This window comes from Streptomyces asoensis (assembly GCF_016860545.1).
Taxonomy (GTDB): Bacteria; Actinomycetota; Actinomycetes; order Streptomycetales; family Streptomycetaceae; genus Streptomyces; species Streptomyces asoensis.
The window spans coordinates 1,112,926-1,133,098 of sequence record NZ_BNEB01000003.1; the positions used below are offsets into that span (position 1 = coordinate 1,112,926).

The 20,173-nt window shown below is 74.6% G+C and carries 12 protein-coding genes, 1 tRNA gene and 1 riboswitch; of the genes, 7 read left to right on the forward strand and 6 right to left on the reverse strand.

From position 1 onward, the window contains the following. Positions 1–86: 86 nt before the first annotated feature. Together Saso_RS17670 and Saso_RS17675 are read left to right on the forward strand one after the other, a co-directional pair. Positions 87–854, forward strand: coding sequence for a TetR/AcrR family transcriptional regulator (locus tag Saso_RS17670; protein ID WP_189923937.1), 768 nt, complete (start codon positions 87–89; stop codon positions 852–854). 313 nt (positions 855–1,167) lie between these two features. Then, positions 1,168–3,204, forward strand: a complete 2,037-nt coding sequence (locus tag Saso_RS17675) for a sigma-70 family RNA polymerase sigma factor (protein WP_189923936.1) — start codon at positions 1,168–1,170, stop codon at positions 3,202–3,204. On the opposite strand, the gene Saso_RS17680 is transcribed toward Saso_RS17675, so the two are convergent. After that, positions 3,191–6,883, reverse strand: a complete 3,693-nt coding sequence (locus Saso_RS17680; RefSeq protein WP_189923934.1) for an AfsR/SARP family transcriptional regulator — start codon at positions 6,881–6,883, stop codon at positions 3,191–3,193. The genes Saso_RS17675 and Saso_RS17680 overlap by 14 nt on opposite strands. A gap of 75 nt (positions 6,884–6,958) precedes the next feature. Beyond that, positions 6,959–9,076, reverse strand: a complete 2,118-nt coding sequence (locus Saso_RS17685; RefSeq protein WP_189923932.1) for an asparagine synthase-related protein — start codon at positions 9,074–9,076, stop codon at positions 6,959–6,961. Between the two features lie 706 nt (positions 9,077–9,782). Here Saso_RS17685 and Saso_RS17690 point away from each other — a divergent pair. From Saso_RS17690 to Saso_RS17705, 4 genes are all read left to right on the forward strand, one after another. After that, on the forward strand, positions 9,783–11,207 hold the full coding sequence (locus tag Saso_RS17690; protein ID WP_189923930.1) for an MFS transporter: 1,425 nt from the start codon (positions 9,783–9,785) through the stop codon (positions 11,205–11,207). Positions 11,208–11,330: 123 nt separating this feature from the next. Continuing rightward, entirely contained in the window at positions 11,331–12,548 is a 1,218-nt protein-coding gene (lhgO, locus tag Saso_RS17695; protein ID WP_189924015.1) for an L-2-hydroxyglutarate oxidase, read from the forward strand. 95 nt (positions 12,549–12,643) lie between these two features. Then, positions 12,644–13,486, forward strand: coding sequence for a tRNA (guanosine(46)-N7)-methyltransferase TrmB (gene trmB, locus Saso_RS17700; protein WP_189923928.1), 843 nt, complete (start codon positions 12,644–12,646; stop codon positions 13,484–13,486). A gap of 63 nt (positions 13,487–13,549) precedes the next feature. Then, positions 13,550–15,136 (forward strand): PrsW family intramembrane metalloprotease, encoded by a 1,587-nt coding sequence (locus Saso_RS17705; RefSeq protein WP_189923926.1) that lies wholly within the window; start codon positions 13,550–13,552, stop codon positions 15,134–15,136. 369 nt (positions 15,137–15,505) lie between these two features. Here the strand turns inward: Saso_RS17705 and Saso_RS17710 are convergent, their stop codons facing one another. The 4 genes from Saso_RS17710 to Saso_RS17725 form a co-directional block, all read right to left on the reverse strand. Then, a complete protein-coding gene (locus tag Saso_RS17710) occupies positions 15,506–16,450 on the reverse strand; it encodes an aldo/keto reductase (protein WP_189923924.1) in 945 nt (314 codons plus the stop codon). Positions 16,451–16,600: 150 nt separating this feature from the next. Next, a complete protein-coding gene (locus tag Saso_RS17715) occupies positions 16,601–17,623 on the reverse strand; it encodes a M23 family metallopeptidase (RefSeq protein WP_189923923.1) in 1,023 nt (340 codons plus the stop codon). 9 nt (positions 17,624–17,632) lie between these two features. After that, positions 17,633–17,799, reverse strand: a riboswitch (cyclic di-AMP (ydaO/yuaA leader). A gap of 386 nt (positions 17,800–18,185) precedes the next feature. Next, a tRNA-Met gene (locus Saso_RS17720) sits at positions 18,186–18,259 on the reverse strand. A 62-nt stretch (positions 18,260–18,321) separates the two neighbouring features. Continuing rightward, a complete protein-coding gene (locus Saso_RS17725; protein ID WP_189923922.1) occupies positions 18,322–19,458 on the reverse strand; it encodes a dihydrofolate reductase family protein in 1,137 nt (378 codons plus the stop codon). A gap of 54 nt (positions 19,459–19,512) precedes the next feature. Here Saso_RS17725 and Saso_RS17730 point away from each other — a divergent pair, with 54 nt between their 5' ends. Next, entirely contained in the window at positions 19,513–20,028 is a 516-nt protein-coding gene (locus Saso_RS17730; protein WP_189923921.1) for a MarR family winged helix-turn-helix transcriptional regulator, read from the forward strand. Positions 20,029–20,173: the final 145 nt, after the last annotated feature.

Consider the following 20,173-nt stretch of genomic DNA (forward strand, 5'->3'; position numbering starts at 1 on the left):
GGGAGGCCGTCCCCTGTGTTCCACGCCCCGGAATTCGATGGCGGGGAGTGTCTCCGGGGGGAGACGTCATTACCGGGGGATCATTCATGCACACTCATAATTCGCATTGGTCGTCCGCGTCCGCCCTGCCACCCGGTGGCACGGTCGGGACGGCCGTGGGCAACGGACGTGGTGAGAGCGCGCGCACGGCGCCGCTGCGTGTGGACGCACAGCGCAACCTGGAACACGTACTGCGGGCGGCTCGCGAGGTCTTCGGCGAGCTGGGTTACGGCGCGCCGATGGAGGACGTGGCGCGGCGCGCGCGGGTCGGGGTCGGCACGGTGTACCGGCGTTTCCCGAGCAAGGACGTCCTGGTGCGGCGGATAGCCGAGGAGGAGACGTCCCGGCTGACCGATCAGGCGCGGGCCGCGCTGGGTCAGGAGGACGAGCCGTGGTCGGCGCTGTCGCGCTTCCTGCGGACGTCCGTCTCGTCCGGCGCCGGGCGGCTGCTGCCGCCGCAGGTCCTGCGGGTCGGGGTGCCGGAGGACGGCTCCGGGAGCACGCCGGCCGGTGAGGTACGGGTACCGCAGCAGCGGACGCAGCCGGGCGGCGGCGAGCTGCGGCTCGTCGCGGGCGACGGCACGACGGCCGCCGTGGACGACGCCGGGGCGGCGGCGCTGCTCGAGGTCGTGGGCCGGCTCGTCGAACGCGCGCGGGAGGCGGGCGAACTGCGCACCGACGTCTCGGTGTCGGACGTGCTGCTGGTCATCGCGACGGCGGCGCCCTCACTGCCGGATCCCGCGCAGCAGGCGGCGGCTTCGGCCCGGCTGCTGGACATCCTGCTGGAGGGTCTGCGGTCGCGGCCCTCTTCCTGAAGGGGCGGGCGCGGGTCACCGACGACGGTGTCCTCGTGGGTGGCTCGAAGGAGTGACGGAGGGGTGGGGGCACGACGTGCTCCCACCCTCGTCCACCGTGCCGGACCATCGGACGATCCGACCCGTGGCCGCCAACTGCTGCCCACGGAAGGGCAGTTGAATCTTCCCTGTTCGGGTGACGGTCGGCACGGATGTGCGACGCCCGCTCACGGACGAGTGGACGGTCCGCCGCACGGGACCTTGAACAAAAGCCAATATGGCACTCTGACCGGGTGGCCAGGACCGGTGAGGCAGGCGGCGGGGGCTTTCCGCGATGAGTGTTGAGGGTGGGGACGAGCCGGTCGGTTCGTCCGGTGACGGTGACCCGGAGGCCGAAGGCCTGACCTCACCGCAGGTGCCGAGCCAGGGCGGACGCGCGAGCGGCCCGGGCGACCGGCCGGCGAACCGCCCGCCGAACGCCGCGCGCGAGGGTCTCCCGGCGGATCCGGCGGTGCTGCCGTCGGCCCGGACCCCGGCGCGGATCCCGGCCGAACCGGCCGAGAGCGGCGTACCGGCGCAACGTGAGCGGCGCGCCGAGGGCCTCCTGCCGCCGCCGAGGGACGTCCCCACCGCCGACGGCGATCTGATCGACCGGATGCGTGCGGGCGACGACTCGGCGTACGAGGAGCTGTACCGGCGCCACGCCGACGCCGTGCGCCGCTACGCGCGCACCTGCTGCCGGGACGCGTACACCGCCGACGACCTCACCGCCGAGGTCTTCGCCCGCATGCTCCAGGCGGTGCGCGGCGGTTCCGGGCCCGATCACGCCGTCCGCGCCTACCTCCTGACCTGTGTGCGGCGCGTGGCCGCCGACTGGACCCGGTCGGCGAAGCGCGAACAGCTCGTCGAGGACTTCGCGGTGTTCGCCGCGCAGACCGCGCGCTCCCGGGAGACGGCCGACGCGGACACGCTGGAACTGGGCGCCGACGTGCGCGCGATGCACGACGCCGAGCAGTCCATGGCCATGCGGGCCTTCCGTTCGCTGCCCGAACGCTGGCAGGCGGTGCTGTGGCACACGGAGGTCGAGGACGAGTCGCCGAGCGAGGTCGCCATGCTCTTCGGCCTCGACGCCAACGGCACGCGCGTGCTCGCCAGCCGGGCCCGTGAGGGCCTCAAGCAGGCCTACCTCCAGGCCCACGTCAGCGCCACGCTCACCGACGACGAGGCATGCGCGGGCTACGCCGACCAGCTGGGCACCTACGCCCGCCGCAGGCTGCGCACCCGCGCCGAACGGGGGCTGCGCAAGCACCTGGAGGAGTGCGCCAAGTGCCGGCTGGCCGCCCTTCAGATCGAGGAGGTCGCCGGCAGCATCCCGGCCGTCGTGCCGGTCGCGGTCATCGGCTGGTTCGGCGCCGCCGGGTACGCCAAGGCAGTCGCGCTCATCGCCGGCGGTGCCGGAGCGGGCGCGGCGGGCGCGGCGGGCGCGGCCGCGGCGGCGGGCGGTTCGTCGGGCGGCGCGGGCGCCGGCAGCGGGGCACTGGCCTCGGAGGGGCTGGGCGCCCCCGTGAAGGCCGGTATCGCCGCCGGTGTGGTCGCCGTCGCGGCCGCCGCGGTGGCCCTCGCGCTCGTCGGCCACGGCACTCCGGCCGCACGTCCCGAGGCCCGGCCCCCGGCGTCCGCACCGGCTCCGGTCGTGCAGCCCGAGGAACCGGCGGACACACCGGCGACCTCGCCGTCCCCGGGGCCGGCGGACGAGCGCGCGCCGCGACCGCCGGTGATCGTCCCGGCGGCCGACCCGGCGTCGGCCGCCGCCCCGCGGCCGACGCCCACGCCGACCCGCAGGCCCACGCCCGCGCCGGACCCCGTGCCGCCGGCCGGCCCGGCCGCGACCCCGAGCCCGGCTCCCCCGTCGCCCGCGCCCACCCCGCCGCCGGTCCCGGTGGTCTATCCGCTCGACGAGCTGTCCTTCGACGTCGGCGGCGACGGGAGCGGGCCGGAGATCCGGCTGCGCGCCGGTGGCTGGGTGTGGCAGCGGTCCGGGCTGTCCATCGCCGACCGGCGGTACGAGCACGGCGTGACCGTGCACGGCGACTCCGCCGTCACCGTCGACCTCAACCGGCCGTGCACCTCCTACGACGCGCTCGTCGGCGTCGACGACCTGACCCTGAAGCTCGGCAAGGTCTCCTTCGCCGTCTGGGCCGACGGGGACCGGCTCTGGTCGTCCGGGGTCGTCGAGGGCGGCGACCCGGCCGTCCCCGTCCATGTGGACCTCACCGGGCGCAGCACCGTGCGGCTGGTGGTCGAGCCGCACACCGGCCTCGCCCCGGTGGCGCTCGCGGACTGGGCGCAGTCCGGGTTCACCTGCACGTAGGCGCCTGCGCGGCCGGGGCTCGCGGCCCGGCCTGGTGGGCGCGCACGCCCTCCGTGAGCTCGTGCAGCGCCTCGGTCACCGTCAGACCGAGGCCGCGCTCCCGCTCGTCCGCGTGCCGCCCGGCGCCCAGGGCGTCCCGGGCCGCGGCCTCGGCCCGCTCGGCGCGCCCGTGCTGCGGGGCGGGGCGCGGATGGGGGCCGCGCAGGCCGTCGGCGGCCGCGAGGAGCCGGACCGCGCGCGGGAAGTCTCCCAAGTCGGCCAGCAGTTCCGCCGCGCCGTCCAGGATGGACGTGGTGACGGCCTCGGCGCACTGGTCGGCCACCGCCCGGCGCAGCGCGTCGGCGTACATCGGCAGACCGTGCCCGGGACCGGACTCGGCGGCGACGAGATCCGCCTCCAGCGTGTCCAGGGCCGCCGAGAACTGCGGCGGCGGGGTGCCCGCCCCGGCCGCCGCACGGGTCCGGTCGCACAGCTCGCGCGCGTACGCCACCTCCCCCTCGTTCAGGGCGATGTGGGCACGCAGCAGCAGGACGAACGCCTGGACGTCGAGCACGCCGTACCGCTGTGCGCTGCTGTCCGCCTCGTCCAGGGTGGCCTTGGCGCCGTCGACGTCACCCGAGCGGTAGGCGATCTCCGCCAGCCTGGCGATGAGGAACGGCGACTCGGCGTACGCCCCGACCTCGTAGGCCAGACGCAGTGCCTCGCGGTACTCGCGCTCCGCCTCGGCGAAGCGGCTGCGCGCCATCTCCGCCTCGCCCGCCGCGCCGCACACCTGGGCGCGCATCCAGCGGTCGCCGACCCGCCGGCTGAGCACCCGCAGTTCCGCCAGGTCGTCGTCCACACCGTGCAGTCCGCCCGGTGAGTCGACGACCATGTGGGTGCGGAACATCAGGGCGCACCCGAGCTCCCAGTCGCCGCCGTGGGCACGGCAGTTGGCGACCGCGGCGTCGAGGACCTCCCGGACGTCCACCATGTCCCGCATCTGGAAGGCCGTCAGCGGCCAGAGCAGACCGGGCATGCGCGCCGCCCGCGGACCGCCCGGTTCGTAGGCGGCGCGGATCCGGACCAGGTACTCCCGGTAGCGCGGGTCGGCCACGACGTCCCTGGGCTCGGACTCCGACAGCAGGAACAGGTGCAGCATCCGCAGGCTCATCCGCTGTGTGTGCCGGGGATGGCTCCCCGCCGCGGTGGGGGCCCTGAGGAAGGCGTCGACGGGGTCCAGGGCGGCCGTCCGCTCCGCGAGATCCGCGACGGCCGCGACATCCTGGACGTCCCGGAACTCGGGGAGGTCCAGGACGGCGCCCAGGCGCAGGGTCCGGTCGGTCCAGTCGGCGCCCTCGACGCGGTGGTTGCGCAGCCACCAGAACCAGCCCGTGGCGAGGCAGAGGGCGGCGGCCCGGTCCTCCTCGCCGGCCGTGAGCGCACGCCGGAGCGCCGCCCGGATGTTGTCCAGTTCCGTCTCCAGGCGGGCGATCCAGGGCAGTTGCCCGGCGGAGCGCAGCAGCGGGTCGGCCCGCTCGACGAGCGCGCGCACCCACGCACCGTGCCGTCCGACGGCCCGCGCACGGCACCGGGGCAGTTCGGCGGCGCGTTCGGTGGCGTACTCGTGGATCGTCTCCAGCATGCGGTAGCGCATCCCGCCGCCCCCGCTGTGCTCGCACGGGGCCGCGGCCACCACCAGGGACTTGTCGACGAGGGCGCCGACGAGGGCGGCGACGGGGCCGCTGCACACCGCTTCCGCCGCCTCCAGGTCCCAGCCGCCGGCGAACACCGACAGCTCGCGCAGCAGGGTGCGCTCCTGTTCGTCGAGCAGGTCCCACGACCAGTCGACGACGGCCCGCAGGGTCTGCTGGCGGGGCAGGACCGTGCGGCTGCCGGAGGTGAGGAGGCGGAAGCGGTCGTCGAGCCGGTCGGCGATCTGCCGCGGGGTGAGCAGCCGCAGCCGGGCGGCGGCGAGCTCGATGGCGAGCGGCAGGCCGTCCAGCCGCCGGCAGATCTCCGTGATCGCCTCCTCGTCCCGCAGGACGGCGGCCGCATCGGGGCGGACGGCGGCCGCGCGCTCGGTGAAGAGGCGGCGCGCCTGGTCGGGGAGGAGGGGCTCGACGGGGCGGACCGCCTCGCCGGGGACGCCCAGGGGTTCACGGCTGGTGGCGAGGATCGTGAGCCCGGGGCAGTGGGTGAGGAGGGTCTCGGCGAGGGCGGCGGCCGCTTCGATGACATGTTCGCAGTTGTCGAGGATCAGGAGCCGGCTGCGCGGGGCGCAGTACTCGACGAGCAGGGCCACGGGGTCGTCCTGCGCGGCCGCCAGTTCGCTGGTCATCAAGGCGGTCTCGCGCAGACCGAGGGCGCTGACCACCGCGCCCGGCACCGCCTCCGGCCGGTCGAGCGGCGCCAGCTCGGCCAGCCAGGCCTGCGGAAGTCCGGCGGCGGCCTCCTCGGCGAGGCGGGTCTTCCCGGAGCCGCCCGGTCCTGTGAGCGTGACGAGACGGGCCCTGTGCAATGCGGAACGGATGGCGCCCAGCTCGGGTTCCCGCCCCACGAAGGAAGTGAGCCGCGGACGGATGTTGCCGGTGCGCTCGGGGAGTTGCAGCGGAGCCCGGCCCCAGGGCGGCTCCGCCGGGCTGCGGGTGGGGGTGGGGGTGGGGGCCGACGGGGAGCCGTCCGCCGACGCGGGGCCATAGGCCGAAGCGGGGCCGACCGCCGACGCGGGGCCGTAGGGAGAAGCGGGGCCGTCGGCAGAAGCGGGCGCCCCGGTCGCGTCGGCCCCATGGAGCGGTGCCGGTTCCTGGGCGGACGCGGGTCCTTGGGCCGTCGCAGGCCCCTGGGCCGGCGCGGAACCCTGCGCGGCCGCGGGGCCCCCGCTCGGCGCGGACCCTCGTGGGGTTCCGGGGGATACCGAACCGCGCAACGGGACCGCGGTGTGCGGCTGTTCCGGGGCGGGAGGCGATTTCGGGGTGCCGGGGTGGGCGGTGAGCAGTCGGGTGTGCAGGCTGCGCAGGGCAGGGCCCGGGTCGGTGCCGAGGCCGTCGGCGAGGGTGCGGCGGGCCCTCTCGTACGCGGCGAGGGCGTCGGCGTGCCGGCCGGAGTCGCGCAGGGCGCGGATGAGGAGGGCGTGCAGGGGCTCGTCGTAGGGATGCGCGGCCGTCAGCTCGGTCAGCGGCGGTACGGCTTCGCGGGCACGGCCGAGGGCGAGGTCCGCCTCCGCGCGGGCGCGGGTGGCTTCGAGGCGGAGGGCCTCGGGGCGGGCGGCCCGGGCCCGGCCGGGGAGGTCGAGGAGGGCGGGGCCCCGCCACAGGGCCAGCGCGTCGTCCAGGACGCGGGCCGCGGCGTCGGCGTCGCCGAGCCGCAGCGCTTCGATGCCCTCGCGGACGAGCCGTTCGAAGACGAAGAGGTCGACGTCGTCCTCCGTCGCGTCGAGACGGTAGCCGCCCGGCGCGGAGGTGACGGCGTCCCTGCCGACGGCGCGGCGCAGGCGGCCGACCAGTGCCTGGAGGGCGGCGGGGGCGTCCTGCGGCGGCGCGTCGGCCCAGACCTCGTCGATGAGCGTCTCCGGCGCGGTGGGACGGCCCGGGCGCAGGGCCAGGGCCGTGAGCAGGGCGCGCAGCCGGGCACCCGGTACGGGTAGGGCGGTGCCCTGGTCGTCCGCTGCCTGGGTGACGCCCAGAATTCTGTACCGCACCCGCTCATTGTCACCGGGAGCCGGGCGCGGGGCACCGTCTTTACGGACCGGTCCGTAAGGGCTCCGGGTGGTCCGTCACCCGGAGGAGACGGCCCGCCGCTGCGGGGCGATGCCCGCCGGCACCGCACGCGCGCGTGCGGGCGTGCCGGTCCAGCAGGTGCCCCGGCGGGACAGCAGGCGGCGCAGCCAGAGCTCCAGGGAGATCAGGTCGGCGAGTCCGTCCAGCGGCAGGGGTTCGCCCGCGGCGGCGGCCCGGAGCGCCTTGCGGACCACGCGCGCCTCGATCAGACCGGCCTCCGCGAGGAGGGGGGCCTCGAAGAGGGTGAGGAGGGGGTCCATGGCCATGCGCAGGCCGGCCCGTGCGGCCGCGGTGGCGGAGTCCTGGGAGGGGGCGCCCCAGCCGGGCGGCAGGTCGGTGACGCCGGCGCTCTTCAGGACGGTGCGCAGGATCGCGGAGCGCGCTCCCGGCTGCACGCGCAGGGTCTCGGGCAGCGCCCGGCACGCGCGCACGACCTGGTTGTCGAGGAAGGGCGCGTGCAGGCGCTGGGAGCGGATCTCGGCGGCCTGTTCCAGGACGCGCAGGTCCATGGCGTGCCGGGCGAGGGCGGCACGCGCGCGGTAGTCGCCCGGACGCTGCCCCGGGCCGACGCCGGTACGGTGCACGGCCCCCTGGAGGCGAACCGATACTTCAGCCAGCGCCTCCCCCGTCAGCCAGCGTGCGGCGGGGCCCGGACCACCCCAGGTGAGGGCGGCCAGGGAGGCCCCGACGGCGCCCGCGGGGTCGTCGGGACCGAAGCTGCGGTGCAGGAGGCGCTCGGCCAGTCCCTCGACTCCCGCGCGGTACGGCGTCCGGGCCAGCCTGCGGGCCGCGCCGTACACGCGCGCGGGGACGAGCACCGAGCCGTCGGCCTTGGTGAGGGCGGCCATCGGGCGCACCAGGTGACGGCGTTTGCGGTCCATCAGCAGGTCGGCGAGGCGGGCGGGGTGGGCGTCCAGCACCTGGCGGGCGCCGTGGCCGGTGAAGTGGTCCGCGCTGCCCGCCGCGAGGCGTGCGCGGTGGCGGGCGGCCGTGACCAGGCTGGGGCCGGGTTCGTCGGTCAGCGGGCCGTCCAGTTCGGCGTACGGCAGGCTCTCCTCGCCGCCGGCCGCCACGACGTGGTGCAGGCGCGGGTTGGCGGCGAGGAGGCCTGCCCGCTGCACTTCGGCCTCGCGTCCGCCGACGGCGAGGTCGTTGAAGGTGACGGCCAGGAGGCGCTCCCCCGCGCCCGTGCCGTGGCCGAGCAGCGTGCCGGGTCTGCCGGGCAGGCCGGCCGCGAGGAGCGCCAGGGTGCCGGAGGCCGGGCCGCCGGAGAGGTCGGCGCCGATGCCCGCGACCGGCATCCCGCGCGCCGCGCGCCGTTCCGCGGGGCCCATGCCGGGCACCGGGCCGGGGTCGATGTCGGGGACGTGCCGGGGCGCGGACAGACGTGCGCGTACCGCTTCGACGAGCGCGTCGCCCACGGCGCCGACCGCGCTGTCCGGATCGGCCGGGGGTGCGGCGACGGCGAGCGAGGCGACCGGCTCGTACCCGGCGATCTCGCGTGCCCCGGCGCGCAGGATGAGCGCGTGCCCCGGCGGAATGCGTCGCACGCCGTCGTACGGGGTGGAGTCCTGGAGGGCGGCGGGTACGTCGGGGGCGGCGAGGAGCGCGGCGAGGTGGCCGAAGTCGAGATTGGCCTCGATGAGGTCGGCGAGCGGCAGCGCGGCCGTCGCGTACGCCGTGCCGCCGGCCCAGGGGGTGTGGAACACCGGGCGGGCGCCCGCGAGATCGCCGCAGACGGTGATGCGGCGGCCGACCTGGACGATCGCCGTGTAGCTTCCGGGCCAGGCCGTCAGATGCCGCAGTGCCCCTCCGCGGGCGGCGAACAGGCCGACGCGCAACTGCTCGTCGGTCGCGCCGCAGGTGCCGAGGACGGCGACCCGGGTCTGCGGGTCGGCCTGGACCACCCGTACCTCGTCGGGCCGCCAATCGCCGACCGCCCACAGCGGATCGGGGTCGCCCCACAGGAGTTGGGAGCCGACGGGGTGCAGTGTCTCGCCCTCGTGGCCGACGCGCCCCCCGTAGGCGGCGCCGTCGTCGGCGCGGCCGTCGTAGCCGGCCGTCCCGCCCGGCGCACCCGCGGTGGTGCTGCTCCATCCCACCAACCACCGCATGGACGCCTCCACAGACCGTGGACAACCGAGTGCACCGTACGAACGGTTCACCATGCTGCCACGAAGAACGCGCGGCAGAAGGAGGCGGCGCCGCTTGGCATGTGCGGACCGCGGCCGGGTCAACTCACCGGTGTCCGCCGGGACGTCGTGGCGTACCCCGGTGTCCGCGACGTGAATGCGCCCCCGGTACGCTCCCCGAAAACGCCCCGCGCGCCCTCGATTTCCATGGTGGGAGGCGTTGTCCCCCAGGAATCGCAGGGTCGGTTTTCGGCCAAATCCGCGTAGTGCGGCCCGTTTCGGGAAGCTCCCGCGCAGGCTTCGCACACGCTCCGTGCACACGCGCGTGACCACCCGGGCCCGCGCCGGTCCGGGAGGCGGAGTGCGCCCCCCGGACCGCTCCGCCGCCCGCGGGGATGTAGGCGGCGGTGTCCCCCAGCCCACTGGATCCAGTACAGCGGGCCGACCCACGCACGACCCATGCAACCCCTCCCGCCTTGGCCGGAGAAGAGCGCACGGCCGGGCGCACGGCCACACGGCGGGGGCACGCCGCGACGGTCCGTACCTGCGTCCGGATTTTCGTACGGACCACAATCCCGCCAACCGGAAGAATGCCCCTTAACGCTTGGGATGCGGCGAACTACGCTGGGTTTACGAATGCCGCATGGTTATGCCAGCGCGGCAGCCGTCTGTGTCGAGGGGTGGCGCAATGTCCAGGGAGCAACGCGGGCCGAACGAGAAACTCGGCGCCGTTCTCGCCCTCGCGGGAATCAGCAACGCAGGACTCGCGCGACGCGTCAACGACCTTGGCGCCCAACGCGGGTTGACTCTTCGCTACGACAAGACGTCCGTGGCGCGCTGGGTGTCGAAGGGCATGGTGCCGCAGGGCGCCGCGCCCCACCTCATCGCGGCCGCCATCGGTCAGAAGCTCGGCCGCCCGGTGCCGCTCCACGAGATCGGCCTGGCGGACGCGGACCCCGCGCCCGAGGTGGGCCTCGCCTTCCCCAGGGACGTCAACCAGGCCGTGCGCTCGGCCACGGAGCTCTACCGCCTCGACCTCGCCGGCCGCCGGGCCGGTTCCGGGGGCATCTGGCAGTCGCTGGCCGGATCGTTCGCAGTAAGCGCGTACGCGACGCCCGCCTCACGGTGGCTGATAACCCCGGCCGACAGTTCGGTGGCGCGGGACGTCCACCTCGTGGAGGACTCCGGCGCACCGCTCAAAGTCGGCCACAGCGATGTGCAGAAGCTGCGGGAGGCCGCCGAGGACGCCAGACGCTGGGACTCCAAGTACGGGGGCGGCGACTGGCGTTCCTCCATGGTGCCGGAGTGCCTGCGGGTGGAGGCGGCTCCGCTGCTGCTCGGCTCGTACTCCGACGAGGTCGGGCGGGCCCTGTTCGGGGCGAGCGCCGAACTGACCCGGCTGGCGGGGTGGATGGCCTTCGACACCGGCCAGCAGGAGGCGGCTCAGCGCTACTACATCCAGGCGCTGCGGCTGGCCCGCGCGGCGGCCGACGTGCCCCTCGGGGGCTATGTCCTGGCCTCCATGTCCCTCCAGGCCACCTACCGCGGTTTCGGCGACGAGGGCGTCGATCTCGCGCAGGCGGCCCTGGAGCGCAACCGGGGGCTGGCCACCGCACGCACCATGAGCTTCTTCCGGCTCGTCGAGGCACGCGCGCACGCCCGCGCGGGGGACGCGCAGGCCGCCGGCGCGGCCCTGAAGGCCGCCGAGGGCTGGCTGGAGCGGTCCCGGGAGGGCGACCACGACCCGTCCTGGCTCGGCTTCTACTCCTACGACCGTTTCGCCGCCGACGCCGCCGAGTGCTACCGCGACCTGAAGGCACCGCGCCAGGTACGGCGCTTCACCGAGCAGGCGCTGTCGAAACCGACGGAGGAGTTCGTGCGCTCGCACGGGCTGCGTCTCGTCGTCTCGGCGGTCGCCGAGCTGGAGTCGGGCAACCTCGACGCCGCCTGTGCGCAGGGGGTACGGGCCGTGGAGGTGGCCGGGCGCATCTCCTCGGCCCGCACCACGGAGTACGTCAAGGACCTCCTGCACCGGCTGGAGCCCTACGGCGACGAACCGAGGGTGGTGGAATTACGGGAGCGGGCGCGGCCCCTGCTGATGACTCCCGCGTAGGGGGAGCGTCGCCGCGGAGCCGGCCGCCGGACCCGGCGCGGGCTCCGCGCCGCCGGCCGACGGGAGGCCCGCCCCGGGTTTGAAGGCACTGTCAGTGGCGCAGTGCACTATCGAAGCCGGGAGGTGGTGCACGTGTCGAGGGTCGCTTACGACTGCGATGTGCTCGTGGTCGGCGCAGGCGTCGTCGGGCTGTCCACGGCGTACGCGATCGGGCGCGCCGCCCCGGGCACCCGGGTCACGGTGCTGGAGAAGGAACCGGGACCGGCCCGGCACCAGACGGGGCGCAACAGCGGGGTCGTGCACAGCGGCATCTACTACCGGCCGGGATCGCTGAAGGCGCGGTACGCGGTGCGGGGCGCGGCCGAGATGACGAAGTTCTGCGCGGAGTACGGCATCGAGCACGCCGTCACCGGCAAGCTGATCGTCGCCACGGACCGGACGGAGCTGCCCCGTCTGCACGCGCTCGTGCAGCGCGGCCGGGAGAACGGGATCGCGGTCCGCGAGCTGGGCGCGGCCCAGATCGCCCAGTACGAGCCCGAGGTCCGCGGGCTCGCCGCGATACGCGTGCGCACGACGGGGATCTGCGACTACACGGCCGTCGCCCGGGAGCTGGGCCGGGCCTCCGGCGCGGAGCTCCGCTACGGCGCGCGGATCGTGCGGATCGACCGGCGGCCGGAGCGCGGCGTGGCCGTGCTCACCGCGCGCGGTGACGTCGTACGGGGCCGGGTCCTCGTGAACTGCGCCGGGCTGTACTCCGACCAGGTCGCCCGGCTGACGGGGGACGAGCCGGGGGCGCGGATCGTGCCGTTCCGGGGCGAGTACTACGAGCTGGCGCGACCGGAGCTGGTGCGCGGGCTGGTGTATCCGGTGCCCGATCCGGCGTTCCCGTTCCTCGGCGTCCATCTGACGAGGGGCATCGACGGAGGCGTGCACGTCGGGCCGAACGCCGTGCCGGCGCTGGCCCGCGAGGGATACGGCTGGGGTGTCGTCCGGCCCCGCGAGGCGCTGTCGACGGCGGCCTGGCCCGGCGCGTGGCGGATGGGCAGGCGGCACTGGCGGTACGGGGCCGGTGAGCTGCGGCGTTCCGTGTCGAAGGCGGCCTTCGTGGCGGCCGTGCGCCGGCTGCTGCCCGCGGTGGAGGAGGACGACCTGGTGCGGTCGGCGGCCGGGGTGCGGGCGCAGGCGGTCCTGCGGGACGGCACTCTCGTGGACGACTTCCTGATCCGCGAGGGCGCCCGGGCGGTCCATGTGCTGAACGCACCGTCGCCGGCGGCCACCGCGTCGCTCCCGATCGGCCGGGAGGTGGCACGACGGGCACTGGCAGCGCTGGCGCGCGGGTGAGGCGGTCCCCCGCGCACCGGGCCGGGGCGGGCGGGCCTGCCCGGCTGGTCGCTGTGGGCGCCGGGGTGCGGCGGCCCCGTAAAATCGAGCGCACTGTGTCTGATTCCGTGAGCACCCCCGAGATCCCCCCGTCCCTCCCCGGCGGCGAGCACCACCCGGGCGAGTCCGTCCGGCACACCCGCGCCAAGGGAGAGCCCCGCTTCCCCGACGGGCCCAGGGCGGACCCCGCCGGATCGCACTTCGAGCGGCGGATCCGGAGTTTCCAGCCGCGGCGCAGCCGGGTGACGGCCGGGCAGGCGGACGCCTTGCAGCGGCTGTGGGCCAAGTGGGGCCTCGACATCGACGGGCACGCCGTGGACCTGGCCGAGCTGTTCGGCGCGGACCGTCCCGTCGTGTTGGAGATCGGCTTCGGCATGGGGGAGGCGACCGCGCAGATGGCGGCGGCCGACCCGGACACCGGGATCCTCGCGGTGGACGTGCACACCCCCGGCCAGGGCAATCTGCTCAACCTCGCGGACCGCACCGGGCTGACCAACGTCCGGGTCGCCAACGGCGACGCGATCATCCTGCTGCGCGAGATGCTGCCGGCGGACTCGCTCGACGGGCTGCGCGTGTACTTCCCCGACCCCTGGCCGAAGAAGCGCCACCACAAGCGGCGCCTCATCCAGCCGGAGTTCCTCGACCTGGCCGCGACCCGTCTGAAGCCGGGCGCGGTCGTGCACTGCGCCACCGACTGGGAGCCGTACGCCGAGCAGATGCTCCAGGTGCTGACCGCGCACCCCGACTTCGAGAACACCCGGGCGGACGGCGGCTTCGCGCCCCGGCCCGAGTTCCGGCCGCTGACCCGTTTCGAGGGACAGGGCCTGGACAAGGGTCACGTCGTGAACGATCTGCTCTTCCGCCGCGTACAGCATCGAGTCCGCCCCGGGGACCGCTGACCGGCCCGGGGGCCGATCGAGCTCCCCACCACCACAGTCCCCTCCCTCGTTAGGGTCGATGCCGTGGCCACCAGTCCTCCGTTCCCGCCCCACCCGCCGCACCCCGGTGGCCTGCCCGGGGACGGCGCGCCGCGGGACGCCCGCGGGTGGCGACGGTGGGGGTCCGTCCTCGGCCGGGCGCGGCCCAGGACCTGGGGAAGGCTGCGGTACGCGGCGCTGATCACCCTGCTGACGCTGTCCGGCCTGGTCATCCTCGCGCTGGTGCGCGAGCAGACCGGCACCGAGGGTTTCCTCGTGGGACTCGGACTCGCCGTCCTGCCCGTGCCGCTGCTGGTCGCCGCCTTCCGGTGGCTCGACCGCGTCGATCCGGGCCCCTGGCGCAACCTGGTCTTCGCGTTCGCCTGGGGCGCCTGCGCGGCGGCCCTCATAGCCATCATCGCCAACAGCTTCGCGACCAGATGGATAGCCACCGCGACCGCCGACCCGTCCGGCGCGGACACGCTCGGGGCGACCGTCATAGCGCCGGTCGTCGAGGAGTCCGCCAAGGCCGCCGCCGTCCTGCTGGTGTTCCTCTACCGCAGGCGGGACTTCACCGGCGTCGTCGACGGCGTGGTGATAGCCGGGCTCACCGCCACCGGCTTCGCCTTCACCGAGAACATCCTCTACCTCGGCACCGCCTTCGGCACCGACCAGCTCACGGGTGACACCGGCATCGCCTCCGTCACCGCCGCGACCTTCTTCGTCCGCGTGATCATGTCGCCGTTCGCGCACCCCCTGTTCACCGTCCTGACCGGGATCGGCTTCGGCTTCGCCGCGCTCAGCGGGACCGGCCGGCACCTGCGCCGTGCGCTGCTGCCGCTGGGCGGGCTGCTGCTCGCCATGGGCATGCACGCCCTGTGGAACGGCTCGTCGTCGTTCGGCGAGTTCGGGTTCTTCGCGGTGTACGCGGCGTTCATGGTGCCCTCTTTCGGGCTGCTGACCTGGCTGGCGGTGTGGACGCGCCAACGCGAGCTGCGCACCGTGCGCGACGAACTGCCCGTCTACGCGGCCGCGGGCTGGCTCGCCCCGGCCGAGCCGTTCGCGCTCGGCTCGATGCGGGCGCGGCGGCTGGCCCGCGAGTACGCCGGGCTCCACCTGGGCAGGCCCGCGGCGCGGGAGGTGGCACGGTACGAGGCGGACGCGACGTCCCTGGCGTTCCTGCGGCACCGCGGCCGCCAGGGCCGCGCGGGGGCGGACTTCCCCGTACGGGAGCGGGAACTGCTCGACGAGCTGTGGCGGCGCAAGGACGTCGCCCGGCCCGCGCTGGCCCACGCGGCCCGCACGACGGCCCCACCGGTACCGGTCACCGCGCCGCCCTGGCCGCCGTACGGCCTGTACGTCTACGCCCCGGGTCCACAGCCCTGCGCCCGGATACCGTCGTACGGTCCGGGTCCCGCGTACGGCCACGGCCCGGGGGCGCCCTACGGGCCGGGGTCGGGGGCGGCCTACGGCCCGGGGCAGATGTACGGGCCCGGCCCGCAGGCGTACGGCCAGGGGCCGCAGGCGTACGGGCCGTGGGCGGCCTACGGCCAGAACCCGGCGTACGACCCGAGACCGGCCTACGGCCCGGGGCAGACGTACGGGCCGGGGGCGGCCTACGGCCAGGGGTAGGCCTACGGCCAAGGGAGGCGTAGGGGCCGGCGGCGGCCTGCGACCCAGGGCAGGGCTACGGTCCGGCCTGGCCTACGGCCAAGGGCAGGTGTCCTGGCTGGAGGGTGGCCTACGGTCAGCCCACGCGTATGGCCGAGGGCAGGTGTACGGGCCGGAGGTCGGCCTGCGGCCCAGGTCAGGCCTACGGGCCGAGCCGGCGCAGGCCGGGACCGCCTGGGTCAGGCCGGCGTGCGTCCGGCCGACAGCTCAGTCGGACCGACCTGGGTCAAGCCGACGCCCCGGTCGGACCGGGCCTGCGCAAGCCGAGGCCTGCCCCAAGCCGACACCCCGGCCGGCCAGGCCGAGGCCCGCCTCAAGCCGACGCCCCGCTCAGGCCGAGGCCTTGGTCAGGTGGGTGAGGTCTTCGGGCGTCAGTTCCAGCTCGGCCACGCCCAGCAGCGCCGGAAGCTGCTCGACGGTGCGCGCGGACGCGATCGGCGCGGCCACCGTCGGCTGCGCGGCGAGCCATGTCAGGGCGACCGTCGCGATCTCGGTGCCGTGGTCGCGGGCGACCTCGTCCAGGGCGGCGAGCACCTGACGGCCCCGCTCCGTGTCGAGGTGCTTGGCGGCGCCGCCCGCGCGGGCGCTCCGCACGGTCGTACCGGGCCGGTACTTGCCGGTGAGGAAGCCCGAGGCCAGCGCGTAGTACGGGACGGCGGCGAGGCCGAAGCGGGCGGCGAGGTCCTGGAGGCCGCCCTCGTAGGTGTCGCGGGAGACCAGGTTGTATTGGGGCTGGAGGGCGACGTACCGGGCCAGGCCCTCGCGGTCGGAGAACTCCAGGGACTCCTGGAGGCGCTCGGGCGAGATGTTGGAGGCGGCGATGTGCCGGACCTTGCCCGCCTTCACCAGCTCGTCCAGGGCGCCGATGATCTCCTCGACGGGCACCTCGGTCTTGTCGAAGTGCGTGTAGTAGAGGTCGATGTGATCGGTGCCGAGGCGGCGGAGCGAGGCGTCGGCGGCGGCCTTGATGTTGTCGGCGGACAGTCCGGGGAACTCGGGGTGCTGGCTCACCTTGGTGGCGATCACGACGTCGTCACGGTTGCCGCGGGCCTTCAGCCACCGGCCGATGATGGTCTCGGACTCCCCGCCGCCGTTGCCCTCGACCCATGCCGAGTAGGAGTCGGCGGTGTCGAGGAAGTTGCCGCCCGCGGCCGTGTAGGCGTCGAGGACGGCGAAGGAGGCCGCCTCGTCCGCGGTCCAGCCGAAGACGTTGCCGCCGAGGGCGAGCGGGAAGACCTCGAGGTCGGAGGAGCCGAGCGTGCGAAGAGAAGTCATGTGTTGTGCCAACAGGCTGCGGCGGCCCGCCCATTCCGGGCGTGACGCGAAGAACATGTGAACAGCGCTGAACGGCGCAGCCCCGACGCGGAGGGCGTCAGGGCTGCGGGGTGGGCTGCGGGTCCGCGCAGGCGGGTCAGGACAGGCGGGTCAGGGGGTGAGGCCCTTGCCGCGCAGCCATGCCGCCGGGTCGATGCCGTCGGCGCTGCCGCCGGGGTGGACCTCGAGATGCAGGTGGGCCCCGGTGACGTTCCCGGTCGCGCCCACCCGGCCGATGACGTCGCCGGTGGCGACCTTCTGGCCGACACTGACGCTGATGGACGACTGGTGGCAGAACCACAGCTCGGTGCCGTCGTCCAGGGTCAGGATGGTGCGGTAGCCGTAGGAGCCGGCCCAGCCGGCCTCGGTGATGGTGCCGCTGTGGACGGCCTTGATGAGCGTGCCCGTGGGCGCGGCGAAGTCGAGGCCCGTGTGGTACCCGGAGGACCACAGGGAGCCGGCCTGACCGAAGGTCGAGGTGATGGTGTACGAGGAGGTCGGCAGCGTGTACTGCTTGGCCAGCTCGGCCAGACGGGCGGCCTCGGCCTTGGCGGCGGCTTCCTCGGCGGCCTTCTTCTTGGCGGCGGCGGCCTTGGCCTTCGCCTCCTTCTCGGCCTGGGCGGCGGCGTCGGCCTCGGCCTTGGCGGCGGCGGCGAGCGCCTTGACCTCGACCTGGGACTGCTGCGACTCGGCCTGCGCCATGATCCGGCTGCGCAGGGCCTCGCCCGCGTCGGCCGCGTTCTCGTCGGCGTCGACGGGGGCCTCGGACCCGAAGCCGGCCAGGGCCGAGGGGGCTTCCGGGGCGGGCTGGTCGTCGGAGATGAGCGAGCCCACGTTGGGCAGGTCCGGCATCGAGATGGAGACCGGGGCCTTGCCGGTGTTGGCGCTGGCCATCCCGCCGGCGCTGACGGCGGCTATGACGCCGACGCCGAGGACCGTGGAGCTGCGGGCGAACCCGCCGCCGCGCTGCTTGGCGACCCGGTGCTTGCCCCGGACCGGGCGAACGGACTCCGCGGTGGGATTCCATTCCTCCCAGGGACCCTCGTCGGTGCGGTAGCCGCCGTAGCCGAAGGTCTCGGTGGACCGCTGGCTCGGCGCGTACGGGGCCTCGGGGGCAGGCGGGTTGGACGCCACGCGGGCGCACTCCTTTCCTTCCGTCGCCTACCGGGTTAGCTGACGGGTTCGGAGCGGGAAGGTCTCCTACGCGCGTATACCTGCCGAGGACTCTGCGAGTTCACGGCGGCTTCCGCGAGATTCACCCCATGGTGGTGGTTCCCCGGTTCCCTTGCGGGATTCGGCACGTGCCGCACGGAGCCGACTCTGGTGCCGGCTGGGACGACCGCGCTGCGTTATCGAACGTTAATAGACACGGGGGCGGGATTCCAAGCCGTTCTTCTTGATCAACATCATTGGTGGCCTGGACTTTCGGGCCACCAATGGTGAAAAACGGGCGAGTTGACCGCGCCTCGCCCTACCCCGGAAACGCGTCATCAGTCACCGGCTTTTTGATGGTGACTCAGTCGTTATGCGCAGGGCGGTCGGCCGGTCACGATGCGTGAGGGGGCGGCCTGTCATGACGGGTGAGGGCGGGCGGGCCGGGCGCGGGGAAGTGCTCCCGGGAGAGACCCGGGCGGGGTGGCCGTACGCGCGTACGCCGAAGGCCGGAACCCTTTCGGATTCCGGCCTTCGGTATCAGTAGCGGGGACAGGATTTGAACCTGCGACCTCTGGGTTATGAGCCCAGCGAGCTACCGAGCTGCTCCACCCCGCGGCGATGAACACAACTGTACGCCATCAGCGGGACAGAAAGCACATCGGTTGCCGCGCGGTGTCTCAGTGGGCCCGCAGGAGGTGGCCGTTCGGCTCCTTCGCCCGCTCCTCGTACTCCGGGAGCAGCAGGACGTCGACGCCCCGGGCCGCCAGCAGACCGGTTCCGTCCGCCTCCGTGACGAAGGTGTCCGGTTCGCGCCAGGCGGTGACGACGCGGCGCACGCCCGCGTCGAGGATGAGCCGCGCGCAGGGGGCGGGCCGCGAGGAGCGGCGGGCGCAGGGCTCGAGGCTGCTGTAGACGGTGGCCGTGGCCAGGCGGGGGTCGGCCGGGTCGATCTTCGCGAGGGCGGCCTCCTCCGCGTGCACGACGGGGTCGCCGGCCTCGCGGGAGTGACCGCGCGCCAGTTCCGTGCCGTCGGCGGCCACGACCACGGCGCCGACGCTGAAGGCGGTCCCCGACGGAGGGCAGTCGGCGGCGAGCGCGCAGGCGAGGGCCAGCCAGTGGCGGTCGGCCGCGACGGGCAGCGGTCCGGTGCCGGGGGCGGTGGGCTCGTAGCGGTTCAGGACGACGTCCTCGATGCGCCGGGTCTCCAGCAGGCGCAGGCGTCCGCCCTGGTAGCCGCCCGGGCCGAACAGCCGGGGCGCGCGGGGGTCGCCGACGAAGAGGGGGGCGAGGACGAGCTGGAGTTCGTCGGCGAGTCCCTGGCGCAGCAGCTGGGTGTGGACGGTCCCGCCGCCCTCGACCATGAGGCGCCGCACGCCGCGCACGTCGTGCAGGTGCTCCAGGAGGCGGCGCCAGTCCGTCTCGGGGCCGAGCGGGACGGCGTCGGCGGCGATGCCGAGCGCACGGATCCGCGCGGCGCCCTCGTCAGTCGTGTACACGATCTTCTCGCCGCCCGTGTGCCAGAAGTTCGCCGCCGGGTCGAGGTCTCCCGAGGCGCTGACGGTGACCTTGAGGGGGTACGGCGGCTGCCCGGCGGCCACCCGGGCCGCACGGCGCTCGGGGGAGTTCACCAGGAGCCGGGGGTTGTCGGCGCGGATCGTCCCGGCACCGACGAGGATGGCGTCCACGGAGGCCCGCACCTCGTCGACGCGGTCGAAGTCGGCGCGGCTGGAGAGGAGCAGGCGCTCGGGGCTGGTGTCGTCCAGGTAGCCGTCGAGGGACACGGCGGCGGACAGCAGGACGTACGGGTACGGCATCGACGCGGCTCCCCGGGTCTTGGTTCAAGTTTGAAACAAACCTACACTGGCTGTATGACGACTCGCTGGCTGTCCCCGCAGGAGCAGCGCGCCTGGCGCGCCTATGTCGCCGGCTACCTCCTGCTGGAGGACGCGATCGACCGGCAGCTCCAGCAGGAGGCCGGCATGCCTCATCTGTACTACTCCATCCTCGCCAACCTGTCCGAGACGCCGGAGCGGCGGCTGAGGATGACCGAGCTCGCCGAGCAGCTGAAGATCACCCGCAGCAGGCTGACGTACGCGGTCACCCGCCTGGAGAAGGACGGGCTGCTGCGGCGGGAGGAATGCCGCTGGGACAAGCGCGGGACCGTGGCCGCCCTGACGGACGAGGGGATGGCCGCCCTGGAGAACCTGGCGCCCGGCCATGTCGAGACGGTCCGCTCCGCTCTCTTCGACCGGCTCACCCCCGAGCAGGTGGGGCAGCTGGAGGAGATCTTCACCCAGGTCGTGCTGGGCTTCCAGGACACGGACGAGGCGGCCCCGCAGGAGCTGCCCTGGCGCCGCCGCTCGTCCCCCTGTCCGGGAAGCTGATCTTCGTGGACGCGTGAGGTGCGGACCTCGAAGCCATTGCTTCAAATTTAAAGCATGGGGTAGGGTCTCGACTCACTGGAACTGCTTCAAATCTGAAGCACAAGGTGGCCCGGCGCCGCCTTGTCCCCGCCCTCCGGACCCGGGA